The organism is Rhizobium sp. Leaf311, from assembly GCF_001423445.1.
Taxonomy (GTDB): Bacteria; Pseudomonadota; Alphaproteobacteria; order Rhizobiales; family Rhizobiaceae; genus Agrobacterium.
Genome location: NZ_LMNZ01000007.1, coordinates 30,082 through 45,911 on the forward strand (window position 1 = coordinate 30,082; position 15,830 = coordinate 45,911).

The following is a 15,830-nucleotide window of genomic DNA, read 5'->3' on the forward strand; positions in this document are numbered from 1 at the left end:
CCCTACGATCGGCAGTTCCGCGCCGTCGGGCACGACATTAATGCGGCAGGTAAGTTTAAGGAGCTTGTCTGCGGCAAGGAAATGTCGCTCCACCAGATCGAGAACCTCCTTGGATGCCATGTTGTTGGCGATGTCGCCTTGCGCCGGCAGGCTCGCCAGTTGCGGGCCGGGCGGGTGCCTTGCCCCATCACCATCGGCTGGACAAGATCGCGCAAGATCGGCATCACGCGCTGATTGGCGTTACCGTCCACGTTGTTACGGGCTAGGACCAGTAGCTTGCGGATAACAACATCGACACTGGCCGGATTTAAACCGCTGCTTCAGCCTGTGGCGGACCTGTCCTGCAAATCCTCCGTCCACGCCTCGGTGGCGGCAAGCTCCAGGGCGAGCTGATCACCCGTGAATCTACTCCATCCAGTCCGTCGGGATCGCAACGCTCGGGCGGCCTTCGTCATACCGGTACCGGATCTGCCGCATCGGACCGGTTGGTGTTCATTTGATTTTTGAATGTGTTGATTCGTTTCATCCGGGTGGGTTCAAGGATCGCTCATGTTCGAGCCGCCCTATGTTTTAGAGAGAGTTCAATATGTTCGATGATAGGTGATCTTGAACAAAGCGCAGGTGCGCGAAGTTGGATCGTCAACTCCCAGCTTAGAGCGGCCAACTAGTGCTCTTGAGGAAGCTGAGCCGATCCGGACATCCGACGGACCGTCAAGAAGCATGGAAAGAGCCGACGTGAGTCCTATGGCCCGCCATGAAAACAGCGCTGCGATCTTTAGGGTGTCTAACGTTTTATAAAGAGCGCAAGCCCAGCCGGGTTCACCAGTGATCCCGATCTGCCCAAGCTACCGTAGTTTCGCTTTCAGGGTAGAATCAGGGAAGCAGGTTGATTCAAGCCCATTCTTGGACTGCCAGTCACCTATCGAGCGTCTGGTCTTGAAGCCCGCAAGGCCGTCGGGTTTGCCGACATCATAGCCCTTGTTAATCAGCGCCTTTTGCATCGCCAGGACATCGGACCGCAACATGGAACCGACATCGTCCCATTTTGCTTCAAATGGTCCTGCATTGTATGCGATGCGATCTGCAAGATTGCCGATGAAAAGAGCGTAGAGATCTGAGTTGTTATATTCCTTGATGATGTAAAAATTGGGTGTCACCACGAATTCGGGCCCGTGCCGTCCGGCTGGAACCAGCATCATTCCATCCGCACTCAAATCGTTGGACGGAAAGGCTTTTCCCGAGATCCGCTTGATGCCAAGACGAGTCCAGTCGGCCACTGGGCGGGCGAGATCTGGGCCTTCCTGGGCACAGGAAACATCGCTTGGTATGGAAACTTCAAAGCCCCAATCGCGATTGCGTTGCCAACCGCGCTTTGAAAGATAGTTGGCGATGGATGCCAGTGCGTCGGGCACGGAATTCCATATGTCACTGTGGCCATCGCCGTCGAAATCGACGGCATATTTCAGATAGCTTGACGGCATGAATTGCGGTTGACCGAGCGCTCCAGCCCACGATCCCATCATCTGGAATGGAGAGATGTCGCCTCTTTCGATGATCTTCAAAGCATCGATCAGCTCGTCGCGGAACATGTCCTTGCGAGTTGACGCATAAGCCTTCGTAGCCAGGACGTCGATGACGGCATTCGGCAATTTTGCCCGTCCAAAGCCTGACTCGCGACCCCAGATCGCAACCACGATATTTCCTGGAACGCCGTAGGTCGCTTCGATCCGCTTAAGGGTCGCAGCATGGGTGGCAGCGAGCGAGCGCCCTGTGGCGGCGAGGCCCTGCAGGCGCTTTTCCGCGAAATAGGCACCGGGGGATGAGAACTCAGCCTGGCTTTGCGCCTGTTCCTGCGGCGGCTTCTGACCGGGTACGATGAGGTCCGGAAGCCTCCAGTTGATCGTCAGGCCTGTAAGACTTGCCTCTAGCGTCTTCTGGGATATCCCTGCCTTTCGCGCTTCGGGCCAAATCTCCTTCTTCAGCCATATATTGAAATCCGCGTCATATCTGGCGGCAGCAGCACCTGTCGGAACAGACTGGGCAAAGCTCGCAACAGGAGACAGCAGCGAGACCGTCGCTGCGAGGAGGAGGCCGATGGTCTTGGAGGGCATTCGGTTTCCTTTACAAGGCTGAATCCATTTGCGCAGAAGGGCCGCGGTCATGCGTCAGATGGCTGTCCGCGCGCGCAGGGCGGCGGTCAGCGTGCCCTCGTCGAGGTAATCAAGTTCCCCACCAACAGGCACGCCATGCGCCAGCCGCGTGATCTTGACATCAAGATCCTGAAGGCGATCGGTGATGTAATGCGCCGTGGCCTGCCCCTCGACCGTGGCGTTTACGGCAATAATCAGTTCACGGATACCGCCGGCGCTGACGCGGTCTATGAGCCCCTTGATATTGAGATCTTCCGGCCCGACGCCATCGAGCGGGGATAGGGTGCCACCAAGGACATGATAGGCGGTGTTCATTGCGCCTGCCCGTTCAAGGGCCCACAAATCGGATACATCTTCCACAACGATGATGACTGTCTGGTCCCGTCGCTCGTCGGAGCATACGGTACAGGGATCAATCGTATCCACATTGCCGCAGCAGGAGCAGATTTTGACCTTTTGATAGGCTTCTTCCATGGCCAGACCAAGTGGCCCGAGAAGCTGTTCCTTCTTCTTGATGAGATGCAGTGCCGCACGCCGGGCCGAGCGGGGCCCAAGGCCCGGCACTTTCGCCAGAAGCTGGATCAGTTTTTCGATTTCAGGACCGGTGACTCGTTTTGCCATTCGGTGCTTTTAGCCCATATGAGTACAAAACGGAATCATTTGAGGAGTTCCAAGCGATGAAACTTCACGCGGTATGTGCAGGACGAGCCGAAAAGCTACCCGGCAAGAGCTACAAGACCGGCATTTTCAAAATGCCGCTCACTGGCCGCGTGCTGATCGACGCCGAAGGCATCGTCGGCGATGCCATCTGCAACACCAAGCACCATGGGGGCGTAGATCAGGCCGTTTATGTCGAAGGGCTGCTGACACTGAACTGGTGGAGCGAAACACTCGGCAGGCCGGTCAATCCCGGCACGTTCGGTGAAAACCTTGTGCTGACGGATTTGGACAACAGGGATGTCCATGTGGGGGATCGTTTCGTCATCGGCGGGGTAACGCTCGAGGCGACATCGGCGCGAATTCCCTGTGCGACATTCAGCGCGCGCATGGGCGATCCACACTTTGCCCGGACTTACAGCGCAGCGGCTCGTCCCGGCATCTATTGTCGTGTCATATCAGGTGGAGATGTCGGAGAGGGAGACGCTGTCTCTTTTGAGGCCTTCGAAGGCGAAAGAGTGTCGATTGCTGAAACCATGGCAGCATTTGGCAAGCGTCTGGATGAAAAAACGAGGCAGCGATTTCTCGCCGCCCCAATACACTGCAAACTGCGACGCAGTCTCGATCTCGGTTAGAAGGGAAGCTTCATACCGGGTGGAATTGGCAGTCCGGCCGTGAGATCGCGGGTTTTTTCGGCTGTGATGGTTTCGGCGCGCTGCTTGGCGTCGTTGTGGGCGGCAACCAGCAGGTCTTCGAGAATCTCGACCTCTTCTTCCTTCAGAAGCGAGGGATCGATCTTGACGCCGAGGAGGGAGCCTTTGCCGCTCATACGCACGGTCACGAGGCCGCCGCCTGATTTTCCCTCGATCTCGAGCGCAGCAATTTCTTCCTGCATCTTCTCCATCTTGGCCTGCATTTCTTTGACCTTGCCCATCATGCCCATGATGTCGCGCATGTCGAAACTCCTGTTTTTTCCTAGAATTCTATGTCGTCGCCCGGAAGAATGTCGCCTTCGCTCGATTCGGCAACAGAGGGCGGCACGATGACCTCCAGATCGTCCGGCACCGCTGTACGGATGCGCACGTCGGTGATCTTCGCGCCGGGGAACTGTGCCAGAATAGCGGCAACGTCGGGATCCTGCCGGGCATCAACGAGCCGGGCGTCGCGGGCATTGCCTTCCGCTTCGACAAGCGTTGGCGACCCTTCTTCCTTGCTCAAGCTGACCAGCCAGTGAATACCAGTCCATTCCTTCAGTCTCACACCAAGTTCACCGGGCAGGGAGCCGGGGGCTCCTTCGCTGAGGCGCATGTCGAGCCGGCCTGGTTCAAGCCGCACAAGCCGCACGAAATTGCGCACCAGCGCCTTCATGCGCGGATCGCGGTTCTTGGTGCAAAGCTCCACGACATCTTCAAGCGAGTTGACCGGGACTTTTGGCTCCGGCTTTTCCTCGGGCCTTGGGGCAGAGATTGCTGCATCCTGCGGTCGGCTGTCGGGCACGGCACGAAGCATGGCTGTCGGCTGCGGCGTGGACTGGCGTTGCGGTGAAGCGTAAGCCGTCTGTGCGGATGCGACGGCCTGCGTCGACGCATAAGCCCGCGCGCCGCCGCCATTGCCGCCACCGGATGGCGCCCCATTTGCATTGCCTCCCTCACCATTTGCCATTTCCAGCAAACGGCGGGCCGCATCTTCAGGCGCGGGCAAGTTGGCAGCGTGAGATAGCCGGATGAGAACCATCTCGGCAGCACCCGCCGGGCGGGATGCATTTTCGGTTTCCGGAATGCCTTTCAGGAGCATTTGCCATATGCGGGACAAGGCCGAGACAGCGATGCTGTCGGCAAATTCCGCACCCCTGACACGCTCGACTTCCGAAAGAGACGGATCGTCAGCGGCATCAGGGACATATTTCATGCGGGTGACGAGATGCGTAAAATCGGCAAGATCGTTCAACACGACGACCGGGTTGGCGCCAGCCTCATATTGTCCGGTAAATTCGGCGAGAGCTGCGGCAACATCGCCCTTTGCGACGTGATGAAACAGGTCGACGATACGGGCACGGTCGGCAAGGCCCAGCATTCCGCGAACCGCTTCGGCTTCAACGCGCCCGCCGCCATGGGCAATGGCCTGATCAAGCAGGGAGAGACCGTCTCGCGCAGAACCTTCTGCCGCGCGAGCGATCATTGCTAGTGCCTGCGGTTCGGCCTCGAAGCCTTCCTTCGCGGCGATAGCCGTAAACAGCCCGACCAGATCCGCAGCGCTGATCCGGCGCAGATCGAAACGCTGGCAGCGCGATAGAACGGTAATCGGTACCTTCCGGATTTCCGTCGTGGCGAAAATGAATTTCACATGTTCCGGCGGCTCTTCCAAGGTCTTCAAAAGACCGTTGAAAGCCTGCGTCGAGAGCATGTGGACTTCGTCGATGATGTAGACCTTGTACCGGGCCGACACCGGACGATAGCGCACCTGCTCGATAATTTCTCTGATGTCATCGATACCGGTATGGGACGCGGCATCCATCTCGATGACATCGACATGACGTCCTTCCATGATCGCCTGGCAATGCTCGCCGGGAATGCGCAGATCGATGGTTGGCTTGTCTATCTCGTCGGTTTTGTAATTGAGTGCCCGGGCCAGAATGCGGGCGGTGGTCGTCTTTCCGACTCCGCGTACGCCCGTCAGCATGTAGGCTTGCGCAATTCGCCCCGTCTCGAACGCATTGGTCAGCGTCCGAACCATCGGCTCCTGACCAACCATCAGATCGGAAAAATCTTTCGGGCGGTACTTGCGCGCCAGCACCCGGTAACCTGTACCCTGCTCTTTGGTCTGGGGCGTGTTGGTTCCGGTTTCGCTCATTGCCTCGCCAGTCGTTAGAACATATCGCATGTCTTGGTCGCAAAACCGCTACACACTTTTGCGAGACATGCTTTGGGTGGTGCCCGCTTTCAGGCCGAACTGGCCCGGCGAAACCTGAGCACGTCTTCAAAAAGAAAAGGTGGGAGGCTGGCACGGCGACCCGTGCCTGGCTCGTTAGGGCTGCTTCCTTCCGGACCTGACCCGGTTGGCGAGTGGCTCGTCCACCACCAACCTCCCGAAGGCACATATCGGCAATAATAAAAGCAAATGCAAGCCAAGCCTTCAAAAAACTGCTATCAACCGAAAAACAAATTGGGAGGACGCCTTGGACACATTCCAGCTTGACGAGAGACTGGCGCGCGACAGCGTGCTTATTACCAAGCTTGGACTGTGCCAGCTGCGCCTGCAAAACGACAGTCGTTGGCCATGGCTCGTGCTGGTACCGCAGCGCGCGAAGATGAGCGAATTGTTCGATCTGACGCCGCTTGATCAGGCGGTGCTTACATTCGAAACCAATCAGGTCGCTTCTGCCTTGAAGGAATTGACGGGCGCTACCAAAATAAATGTCGGAGCGCTTGGCAATATCGTGCGGCAACTCCACATTCACGTCATTGCCCGCAGTGAAGGCGATGACTGCTGGCCGGGCCCGATCTGGGGGCAGGGAACACCTGTTCCTTACAAGGACGAAGACAGAGGCAATTTCATGAAAAAACTGGCTGGCGCACTCTGATGATCTCAAGCAGCATATTCGATACCAACTCCCCACATCCCGAACCCAGCACCCTTACCGCCTTTGCCCAGAACGGTCTTGACCGTCTGGCCGAAAAACGGACCGACGACTGCGTCGTCAAGGCGCTGAAGGTGGAGGGTACCCATCTGCTGGCGTTTTCCGGCGCGAAGCTGGTTCTGAAGCATGAGGATCAAATTCTCGATCCCCTCTTCTCCACCTATGAACTCGCCGAACTCTCGCCGGACTTCGATAATGCCATACTGCTGGGCTACAAGGAAAATGGCGAGCCGCGCGTTGCGGTCCCGTTAGGCGTCGCGCAGGACGATCTCGCCAGCCATTACAAGCCGGTGGATGCCCGCACGCTGTATCGCGATCAGTTGATTGGCGAGGAACTGTTGGGAGAGGTCGCTCAGGCCGTATCGCTCCTCAACTGGAATGCGGACAACCGCTTTTGCGGCCGATGCGGCGGGACGATGGAGCTGCGGATCGGCGGTTACAAGCGCATCTGTGCGGCCTGCGAGCATACGATCTTTCCGCGGACAGATCCTGTCGTCATTATGCTGACAATCGATCTGGAGCGCGAATTATGCCTTCTAGGTCGTGGACCGCATTTTGCTCCCGGCATGTATTCCTGCCTCGCAGGATTTCTTGAGCCGGGTGAGACCATAGAGGACGCGGTCCGTCGCGAGACTCACGAAGAAGCAAACATCGATGTCGGACGTGTGCGCTACCATGCCTCACAGCCTTGGCCCATGCCGCATTCCCTGATGATCGGCTGCTATGCGGAAGCGCTGTCGTCAGAGATTACTCGGGACGAAGCGGAGCTTGAAGATTGCCGCTGGTTCACGCGCCAGGAAGTGGCCACCCTTCTGGAAGCGAGCAACGCCAATGGCACCTTGCCCCCACCAAGGGGCGCAATCGCGCACCGGCTCATGCGTGACTGGATCGAGTGGGGGAAATCCGAGTAGGGGCCAGGCCCCGGCTCAGATATTGTTGAGTTTGCGCCGCATGGGATGGCCTTGGTAGACGCCGAGAATGCGGACCTTTTCAGAGAAGAACCGCAGTTCTTCAAGCGCGTGCCTGACGGAATCGTCTTCCGGATGGCCTTCGATATCGGCATAAAACTGGGTGGCGACGAATTTGCCGCCCAACTGGTAGCTTTCCAGCTTGGTCATGTTGATGCCATTCGTCGCAAAGCCGCCCATGGCCTTGTAGAGCGCTGCAGGAATGTTGCGCACATTGAAGACGAATGTCGTGACGATCACCTCATCTGCCGATGTGCGCTTGGCCCAATCCTCATCGCGGGAAAGAACGACGAAACGCGTGACGTTGTTCTCGGAGTCTTCCACATTCTCTGCAAGAATATCCAGCCCATAGAGTTCTGAGGCGAGCCGTGGTGCCAATGCGGCCATGCTACGGTCTCCGCGCTCGGATACCTGCTTTGCAGCGCCGGCGGTGTCGCCCGCAACAACCGGCTTCCAGCCATTCGAGCGGATGATCTTGCGGCACTGTCCAAGCGCATGAATATGGCTGTGAACCGTCTTGATTTCGTCCTTCGCGACACCCGGAAGCACCATCAGCTGAAACCGGATTGGCATGAAATATTCGCCAATGATGTGCAGTCTGGATTCAGGCAGCAGGTGGTGAATATCGGCCACACGGCCAGCCAGCGTATTTTCGATCGGTATCATCGCAAGATCCGCTTCGCCGTTTTCCAGCGCATTGAAAGCGTCCTCGAATGTCGGGCAGGGTAGCGGGTCCATAGTCGGAAACACGTCCCGGCAGGCCATATCGGAGTTTGCGCCGAAATCTCCCTGGAAGGCGATGCGGTTGCTGCTCATGTGATTACCATCAATTCTGTTGGGAGAGGATCTGGCGGGCTCGTTCGAGTTGCGCGGGTGTATCGACGCCAAGCGGAACCGAATTGACGATCTCGGCGTCGATTCTCATACCGGCTTCAAGCGCGCGCAATTGCTCTAGGCTTTCTCGAAGCTCCAATGCGGAAGGTTTCAAGCTTACGAACTTTTCCAGCGCGGCGCGTCTGTATGTGTAGAGCCCGATGTGGTGGTAGAGAGGCCCCTGACCGTAAGGCGCGGTCGCACGGGTAAAGTAAAGCGCCCGCAGCCGTGTGTCCGAGATCGGACTGCCAACGATCTTCACGACGCTGGGGTTGGTCTTTTCGTCTTCGTCTGTGATTTCCACGGTCAAGGTCGAAATATCGGTCGAGGCATTTTCCATTGGCCGCAATGAGGCGCGAATCGTTTCGGCTTCGATGGTCGGAAGATCGCCCTGCACGTTGATGACGAACTCGGCGTTGCCATGAGGATCGGCTTTCTGAAGGGCTTCATAGATGCGATCGGAGCCGGACTGGTGGTCCTGGCGGGTCATCATGACGTCGAAACCGGCATTTTTGACAGCATCGTAAACCTGCGTATCGTCAACAGCGACGACGATTCGCTCTGCACCAGCTTCGCGGGCGCGCATTGCAACCTGAACAATCATCGGCTTGCCCGCAATATCCGCCAGAGGCTTGCCCGGAAGGCGGGTAGAGGCCATTCGTGCCGGAATAAGCACAACAGCCTTTTCGAAATACCGATTATTCATCCAACACCCTTCAAATCCCGCAATAAAAGTGGCAATACGTCACGGTGCGGGGAGCATATTCAAGTTGCGCAGGCTGTGCAAAAGCCATAGCTTTCGAGCAATTTCAAGATGTCCGTTTATGCGAACGGTTGTGAGGGAGCGCAAATAAATGAATTCACAGGTTAACATGGCAGTCGGTGCGCTTCTGGGCACGATATTCGTGCTGATGTCGGTGTCCATTGCATCGGAAGGTATTTTCCATGCGCCAGCACCCGAGAAAGAAGGCTATGCCATTGTTGCAGAGGCTGGTGGTGCGGAAAGTGCAAGCGGTGAACCCGAGGCGGCGGCAACGCCAATCGCCAAGCTTCTGGCGAGCGCCGACGCCGCAAAGGGTGAGACTGTTTTCAAGAAATGTGCGAGCTGTCACACCGGGGACAGCGGCGGCCCCAATAAAGTCGGCCCAAATCTCTATGACGTCGTCAACCGCCCGATCGCCAGTCACGAAGGCTTCAGCTATTCGGCAGGCATGAAGGACTTCTCCAAGGGCGGTGAAGTGAAATGGGATTACGATCATCTCAGCTACTTCATCGAAGCGCCAAAGAAGCATGTGCCTGGCACAGCCATGGGCTTTGCCGGCATCAAGAAAGAGACCGAACGCGCCGACCTCATCGCCTATCTGCGCACACTGTCGGCCAATCCGGCCCCTTTGCCTGATCCGAACGCGCCCGCCGAAAAGATCAACTGATCATACGATAAAAGCCCGGTTTGACCGGGCTTTTTCATTTTCACGGATGACGCGGCTGCATATCTGTCGTTGCTCCAGCCGCTCACGGCATGAGCCTTGAGCGGCGCTTAGTTCCCCATCAGGACATCGAACAATGTCGTCTGTTTCTGTGCCGGGCGTCGAGGCTCGGCACCGCCGCCGCCGACGTCGGCGGGGGGCACTGGCCCACCGCCATATTGCTGCTGCGGAAACTGCTGGACCGGAACATCGGCGGGCGGATAGGCGGGAGTGGATGCCGTCTGGTCGCGACTGACGGGTGCTGGCGGGTAATCTGTCGGCAGGGGTGCCTTGCTCTCGCCCAATGCACTGGAAATGAGATCGCTGAGCGACTGCGGCAGGGCCGTAGGTGCTTCAGTCGCAGGCTGCGCTGTCTCTGGTGCGCCATACTCACCGAGGCCGAAAAGCGGTGAGGGCGTCAGGCCGGAATGCGCCGCGGTCATGAATTCCTTCCAGGCTTTCGCGGGCAGCCCGCCGCCGGTGACCTTCTTCATGGAGGTGCCGTCATCATTGCCGAACCAGACGCCCGTGGTCAGGGTGCTGGTATAGCCCACGAACAGCGCGTCGCGGAAGGACTGCGTCGTTCCGGATTTACCGGCTGCCTGCCAGCCTTTCAGCCGCGCGGCCTTTCCGGTGCCTTCGTTGATGACGCCGGTCAACATGCTGTTCATCGTGGCCGCTATGCCTTCGCTCAGCACCCACGGCGGATTATCATATTTGTTTTCGTAGAGGACCTTGCCGTCCGGGTCGGTGATGCGCTTGACGATGTGCGGGGTCGCCTTGAAGCCGCCATTCATCATGGGCGCATAGGCCGAGGTCAGCTCCAGCAGGGACACTTCGGAGGTGCCGAGGGCGATGGATGCATTGGCCTGAAGGTCGGATTCGATCCCCATGCGATGTGCCACCTGCGCCACGCGTTCGGGCCCGACTTCCATGACAAGCTGGGCGGCAATGGTGTTCAGCGAATTGGCCAGTGCCGTGGCAAGTGTGACCTCGCCGCGATATTTCTGGTCGTAATTTTCAGGCGTCCATTTGCCGATCTTCACGGGGGCGTCGTTGCGCACCGAGTTTGGCGTCAAACCGTTTTCAAGCGCAGCAATGTAGACGAAGGGTTTGAAGGCCGAGCCCGGTTGGCGTTTTGCCTTCGAGGCACGGTTGAACTGGCTCTCGGTATAATCGGCGCCGCCGACAATCGCGCGGATCGCGCCGGTGCCATCGATGGATGCCAATGCCGCCTGAGACGCGCCGAGCTTCTTGCCTTCGCTTTTCAGCACGCTGGAAAGCGCCTTTTCGGCTTCCTTTTCCAGGTCGAGATCAATTGTCGTGTCAACGACGAGATCCTGCTTCACCTCTCCAATCAGGCCGCGAACCTCATCCAGGACCATGTCGGCGGCATAGTGTTCGGCCCCCGACCAGAAGCGCTTTGCCTTCGTTGGTGGCTGCGACATGGCGGTCTTGATTTCGTCTTCGTTGATAAAGCCCACGTCCTGCATGGACTGCAGGACGACCTGGGCTCGCTCCTCCGCCGCCTGTGGATCGCGTGCTGGCGACAGACGGGATGGCGCTTTCAAAAGCCCCGCCAGAAGTGCTGCCTCACCAAGATTGACGTCTCGGGCCGACTTGTTGAAATAACGCTGGGATGCGGCCTCGACGCCATAGGCATTCGAACCGAAATAGACCCGGTTCAGATACATCGCAAGGATCTGGTCCTTGGTGTATTTCTGCTCCAGCCAGAAAGACAGCAGCACTTCCTGGATCTTGCGTTCGATTGTTCTGTCGGGAGAAAGAAACAGGTTTTTCGCCAGCTGCTGCGTCAGTGTCGAGCCGCCCTGCACGGTGCGGCCGCTGACGACATTGGTGACGATGGCGCGGGCAAGGCCGAGCGGGTCTATGCCGAAGTGGGAATAGAAGCGCCTGTCTTCGATGGCGATTACGGCTTGCGGAAGATAGGGCGACATGTCTTCCAGCGACAGCGCTTCTCCGCCGGTCGTACCGCGATTGGCAAGCACGGAACCATCGACGGCCACGATCTTCAGGTTGGGCGGGCGTTCTGGAATTGACCAGGTGCTGGCACTTGGCATTCGCGCCGCGTAATAGACAACAATTCCTGTCACAGCGATGCCGCCCCAGATACCGAGCACGATGCACCAGTAGAACAAGAAGCGGACGAAGCCTGTTATGCCGCCTGCACGATCACCCTTGCGATCCCGCTTGCTGGCGGCTTTGCTAGAGCGCGCACGTTTCTGCTGTCTTGGCTCTTCAGATGCGTCCGCTTTTTTTCGAGCACCGCGGGTACCGGTAATCCGGTCGGTTTCGTCGAGGCGCAGGTCATCGCCGGATTCGTGGAAATCCCCGAAAGAAGGTTCTACGCGCTGGCGTGATTTGCCATTACCTGCCATCTCGGGAAAATTGCTCCTTGCATGCGGCGCAACAGCACGCTGCTTTTGATCATCTTTTGATGCGGATGAAGCTTAAATGCGGCGATTTAAGGTGGGGTTAAGGGTGCAGGCGCTTCACGATCCCGTCAATCGCAGACGTCTACCCACTCGGCGCCAGTCAGTTGTACCATCAAGTCAGGAGAAATGCGAACAGCCGCGTTGGTAGCGCCCGCAGCGGGCAGAACCTCGCTGAAGTCTCTCAACGATATGTCGCAATAGACAGGAAGCGGAGAGGGCAGGCCAAAAGGGCATACGCCGCCAATGGGGTGGCTGGTGGCCGAAACCACGCCGTCTGCGCCAAGCATCCGTGGCTTGGTACCGAAACGGTCCCGAAATTTCCGATTGTCCAGTCGCTTCGTTCCGGCCGCGACCACCAGAAGAACAGATTCTCCGGCTCTCAGGCAGATTGTCTTGGCGATCTGGGCCGGCTCGACCCCGTGAGCCGCAGCCGCAAGTTCTACGGTCGCAGAACTTTCTTCCGTCACCATAATGGGGACTTCAGGTGCGTGGCTGGAAAAGAATGCCCGGACAGATTCGATGCTCATGCGTATTCTTTAGGCGATCATGTGCAAATCAGCAAGTGTGCACGTACGAGGTATGCGTTTCGCGCAATGCTGCGGTGCAATGTTCTGACTTTTCACCATCGAGAAATACTGTATTTTCACCTCATCGAAGCGACGCACTCCTCCTCCCAGCGTCGCCCGATTTGGACTGGCAACACTCCTCCTCCCAGTTGTCAGTCAGTATCAAGAGCCCGGCGCACCTCCTCCCGCGCCGGGTTTTTGCATTCCGGGCCTTCCGCAAATCCCGCATCGGGTTGAGCAATGACATGTTCCGGCAGGGACGGATGTCAGCTCGCTTTTTTTGTTCTTGTTCAAACAAACTTGACTTATCGGTGTCTCCACCTTAGGTGTTTCGCCATCGATATTTGTTTGACGACCAGAGCTTCGGCGTCTTTTAGACGCAAACGACGATCTTTCCTTCAAATTCGAGAACACCCGCGCTGAATTTCAGCGCAAAAGTAATTTGCCAACGGAAGGAACATCGTTATGGCGACTGGTACAGTAAAGTGGTTCAACGCAACCAAGGGCTACGGCTTCATTCAGCCTGATGATGGCGCACAGGACGTTTTCGTTCACATCTCCGCAGTTGAGCGCGCTGGCCTGAACGGCCTTAAGGATGGTCAGAAGATCACCTACGAACTCGTTCAGGACCGTCGTTCTGGCAAGATGTCTGCAGACAGCATCGTCGCTGCTTAATATTGGCTTTGGTCGGCCATTGCGCCGATCCGGGTTATTTGAAAGGCCGGGTTCACCCGGCCTTTTTTCGTTTTCAGCGCCGGGCAAGAGTTAAATCGGCCCCTGGTCTTGAAACATCGGTACCGGCTACCAATATAGGGTTCATCGGTGTTTCGGAAATCTCTTGAGAAAGAGCGGAAACCAAAGTGATCGCGGCCTTTGTGTTAATTCTATTTTAACCAAATTGGAGCAATCATGTTTCTGAAGACGCGAGCGACAGCAAATATGTTGGCGCCGCGCTGGAACACCAGACCGTTTTACGCGCTTTGACCACGGATGTACTGGCACTGCTGCTGAAACGGAATGAAAGGTCGGGCTTGCCCGGCCTTTTTGTTTTTCCAGCCTTTATCTAAAAAAGCGCCACCCGGATAAGGGATGGCGCTTTTGGCTGGCTCAGCTCATTTCTGAGCAAGGGCGGACAAGATCCGCACCCAGGACCTGATCCCTTTATGGAAAGACTGCAAATCGTATTTCTCGTTGGGGGAATGAATGCGGTCGTCCGTCAGGCCAAAGCCAATCATCAGCGAGTCCATGCCGAGCAGTTTCTGGAAATCTCCGACAATGGGGATGGAGCCGCCCATGCCGATCACCACAGCTGGCTTGGCCCATTCGTCTGACAATGCTGCCTTTGCCTTGGTAAGCGCTGGCGAATCATAGGAAAGCTGAATGGCTGGCGAACCACCATGCTCATGGAATTCCACAGAGCAGTCGGCTGGAATGCGGGACCGAACATAGGCGCGGAAGCTTTCCCTGATCGCGGCGGGGTCTTGTTTTCCCACCAGACGGAAAGACACCTTCGCAGAGGCCTTGGCGGCAATGACCGTCTTGAAACCCTCGCCGGTGTAACCGCCGATGATACCGTTGATTTCTGCGGTTGGTCTTGCCCAGGTCAGCTCCAGAACCGAGCGACCCTTTTCTCCTGACGGAACGGACAGGCCGACTTCACCCAGGAAGGACTCTGCGGTGCGACCAAGGCTATCCCAGGAAGCCTTGATGTTGGTGGGTGTTTCCTCCACGCCGTCGTAAAAGCCAGGCAGCGTAACACGGCCCGTCTCATCGTGCAGGCCCGCCAGAATGGCCGAGAGAATGTGGATGGGATTGGCAGCTGCGCCACCGAAGAGCCCGGAATGCAGATCGCGATCGGCAGCAGTCACGACGATTTCTTCACCGACGAGACCACGCAGCGCCGCAGCGATTGCAGGCGTTTCGCGATCCCACATGCTGGTATCGCAGACCAGCGCATAATCCGCCTTCAACTCTTCTGCATTGGCATCGAGGAAAGGCTTCAGGGAAGGAGACCCGGACTCCTCTTCACCTTCGAACAGGATGGTGACGCGAATCGGCAGTGCGCCATGGACTTGGACGTAAGCACGGCAGGCTTCGACAAAGGTCATCAACTGACCCTTGTCATCGGAGGTGCCGCGACCGGTGATCACCTGCCTGCCTTCGCCGAGATCCTTCAATGCGGGAGCAAAGGGCTCATTGTCCCAAAGCTCGATCGGGTCAACCGGCTGTACGTCGTAATGGCCGTAAAACAACACATGCGGCGCATCCGGTGTCGCGCCGTCATGGTGGGCAACGACCATGGGGTGCCCTTCGGTATCGCGAATGGAAGCATCAAAACCGATGCCGTTGAGGTCACGAACGAGCCACTCCGCAGCCTTGCGGCATTCGGTCTTGTAGGCTGGGTCCGTGGAAATGGATTTGACGCGAACGAGTTCGAAGAGTCTTTCGAGGCTGGCTTTGAGGTTGTCGTCAACCGCCGAAAGAACGGGGGATATGTCTGTCATTACGCGATCCTGTCATGCTGATAATGGCTCAGGATAGAGCAAAGACAGATCGGTTTCGAGCCGGAAATTGGCTTCAGCTCTTCTGTTCAGAGACTTTTGCGTTGTCTATGGCGCGCGTCATGTATTCGATAAGCAGGCAACGCTCGAATTTCAAAAGCCCTGCAAGCATTGCATCATCGGTTGCCTGCGATGCCGATATCGCCTGCGTTTCGAGTTCTCGCGCCCTCTCCGTCAGCTCGATGATCTGCGCGCGTCGATCCTTGGGATGCGGCCTGCGTTCGATCAGGCCGTCGCGTTCCATGCGTGCGAGAGTGTTTGCCAGCGTTGCCTGTTCGACATCCACCCGGTCCAGCAACTGACGCTGGGTCAGCCCGTCTTCATTCCAGAGCTCAAGCAATATGGGAAACTGGCCCGGCGAAAAGCCAAGGGCTGCAGCACGTTTGTTCAGCGCCCTGGAGAAGGTCTTTGCCAGTTGAGCGGCAAGATAGGTGGCCGAATCGTTTCGCGAAAAACGCATCTCATCCTTTTCCTGACGGTACGGCGGAAGGCCGGG

16 protein-coding genes and 1 other RNA gene are annotated in these 15,830 nt (G+C 57.4%); 6 read left to right on the top strand and 11 right to left on the bottom strand.

The genetic code is table 11. The annotated features are described in order from the left end of the window. On the top strand, nucleotides 1–234 hold a 234-nt coding region (locus ASF69_RS10555), incomplete at its 5' end, for a hypothetical protein (protein ID WP_162238074.1). 611 nt (nucleotides 235–845) lie between these two features. Here ASF69_RS10555 and ASF69_RS10560 read toward each other — a convergent pair. Both ASF69_RS10560 and recR read right to left on the bottom strand, forming a co-directional pair. Next, the gene (locus ASF69_RS10560) at nucleotides 846–2,111 is read right to left on the bottom strand and encodes a lytic murein transglycosylase (protein ID WP_062587308.1); all 1,266 of its coding nucleotides are present in this window, start codon (nucleotides 2,109–2,111) and stop codon (nucleotides 846–848) included. 54 nt (nucleotides 2,112–2,165) lie between these two features. After that, on the bottom strand, nucleotides 2,166–2,771 hold the full coding sequence (gene recR, locus ASF69_RS10565) for a recombination mediator RecR (RefSeq protein ID WP_062587309.1): 606 nt from the start codon (nucleotides 2,769–2,771) through the stop codon (nucleotides 2,166–2,168). Between the two features lie 56 nt (nucleotides 2,772–2,827). Between recR and ASF69_RS10570 the strand changes: the two genes are divergently transcribed. Further along, a complete protein-coding gene (locus ASF69_RS10570; protein ID WP_062587310.1) occupies nucleotides 2,828–3,442 on the top strand; it encodes an MOSC domain-containing protein in 615 nt (204 codons plus the stop codon). On the opposite strand, the gene ASF69_RS10575 is transcribed toward ASF69_RS10570, so the two are convergent. The 3 genes from ASF69_RS10575 to ffs all read right to left on the bottom strand — a co-directional run bounded on the left by ASF69_RS10575 (nucleotide 3,439) and on the right by ffs (nucleotide 5,893). Next, entirely contained in the window at nucleotides 3,439–3,762 is a 324-nt protein-coding gene (locus ASF69_RS10575; RefSeq protein WP_062587311.1) for a YbaB/EbfC family nucleoid-associated protein, read from the bottom strand. The genes ASF69_RS10570 and ASF69_RS10575 overlap by 4 nt on opposite strands. A gap of 20 nt (nucleotides 3,763–3,782) precedes the next feature. Next, the gene (locus ASF69_RS10580) at nucleotides 3,783–5,657 is read right to left on the bottom strand and encodes a DNA polymerase III subunit gamma/tau (protein WP_062587680.1); all 1,875 of its coding nucleotides are present in this window, start codon (nucleotides 5,655–5,657) and stop codon (nucleotides 3,783–3,785) included. Nucleotides 5,658–5,796: 139 nt separating this feature from the next. Continuing rightward, nucleotides 5,797–5,893: signal recognition particle sRNA small type (ffs, locus tag ASF69_RS10585), an RNA gene on the bottom strand. Nucleotides 5,894–5,982: 89 nt separating this feature from the next. Here ffs and ASF69_RS10590 point away from each other — a divergent pair. Together ASF69_RS10590 and nudC are read left to right on the top strand one after the other, a co-directional pair. Then, nucleotides 5,983–6,387 carry an HIT family protein gene (locus ASF69_RS10590; protein ID WP_062587682.1) on the top strand — a complete coding sequence of 135 codons (405 nt, stop codon included), beginning with the start codon at nucleotides 5,983–5,985 and terminating at the stop codon, nucleotides 6,385–6,387. 2 nt (nucleotides 6,388–6,389) lie between these two features. Next, nucleotides 6,390–7,355, top strand: a complete 966-nt coding sequence (gene nudC, locus ASF69_RS10595; protein ID WP_062587683.1) for an NAD(+) diphosphatase — start codon at nucleotides 6,390–6,392, stop codon at nucleotides 7,353–7,355. 15 nt (nucleotides 7,356–7,370) lie between these two features. On the opposite strand, the gene ASF69_RS10600 is transcribed toward nudC, so the two are convergent. Beyond that, a complete protein-coding gene (locus ASF69_RS10600; protein WP_062587312.1) occupies nucleotides 7,371–8,228 on the bottom strand; it encodes a prephenate dehydratase in 858 nt (285 codons plus the stop codon). Nucleotides 8,229–8,238: 10 nt separating this feature from the next. Then, on the bottom strand, nucleotides 8,239–8,991 hold the full coding sequence (locus ASF69_RS10605) for a 3-deoxy-manno-octulosonate cytidylyltransferase (protein WP_062587313.1): 753 nt from the start codon (nucleotides 8,989–8,991) through the stop codon (nucleotides 8,239–8,241). A 148-nt stretch (nucleotides 8,992–9,139) separates the two neighbouring features. Between ASF69_RS10605 and ASF69_RS10610 the strand changes: the two genes are divergently transcribed. Continuing rightward, on the top strand, nucleotides 9,140–9,715 hold the full coding sequence (locus ASF69_RS10610) for a cytochrome c family protein (RefSeq protein WP_062587314.1): 576 nt from the start codon (nucleotides 9,140–9,142) through the stop codon (nucleotides 9,713–9,715). 107 nt (nucleotides 9,716–9,822) lie between these two features. Here ASF69_RS10610 and ASF69_RS10615 read toward each other — a convergent pair whose 3' ends face one another. Together ASF69_RS10615 and ASF69_RS10620 are read right to left on the bottom strand one after the other, a co-directional pair. Next, a complete protein-coding gene (locus ASF69_RS10615; RefSeq protein WP_062587315.1) occupies nucleotides 9,823–12,150 on the bottom strand; it encodes a transglycosylase domain-containing protein in 2,328 nt (775 codons plus the stop codon). 125 nt (nucleotides 12,151–12,275) lie between these two features. Further along, nucleotides 12,276–12,734: a YbaK/EbsC family protein gene (locus ASF69_RS10620; protein WP_062587316.1), complete on the bottom strand. Its 459-nt coding sequence runs from the start codon at nucleotides 12,732–12,734 to the stop codon at nucleotides 12,276–12,278. Between the two features lie 504 nt (nucleotides 12,735–13,238). On the opposite strand from ASF69_RS10620, the gene ASF69_RS10625 reads away from it, so the two are divergent. After that, on the top strand, nucleotides 13,239–13,448 hold the full coding sequence (locus ASF69_RS10625) for a cold-shock protein (protein WP_045230211.1): 210 nt from the start codon (nucleotides 13,239–13,241) through the stop codon (nucleotides 13,446–13,448). Nucleotides 13,449–13,885: 437 nt separating this feature from the next. On the opposite strand, the gene ASF69_RS10630 is transcribed toward ASF69_RS10625, so the two are convergent. After that, on the bottom strand, nucleotides 13,886–15,277 hold the full coding sequence (locus ASF69_RS10630; protein ID WP_062587317.1) for a dipeptidase: 1,392 nt from the start codon (nucleotides 15,275–15,277) through the stop codon (nucleotides 13,886–13,888). Nucleotides 15,278–15,350: 73 nt separating this feature from the next. Then, nucleotides 15,351–15,794 (bottom strand): MarR family transcriptional regulator, encoded by a 444-nt coding sequence (locus ASF69_RS10635; protein WP_062587685.1) that lies wholly within the window; start codon nucleotides 15,792–15,794, stop codon nucleotides 15,351–15,353. Between the last annotated feature and the right edge of the window lie 36 nt (nucleotides 15,795–15,830).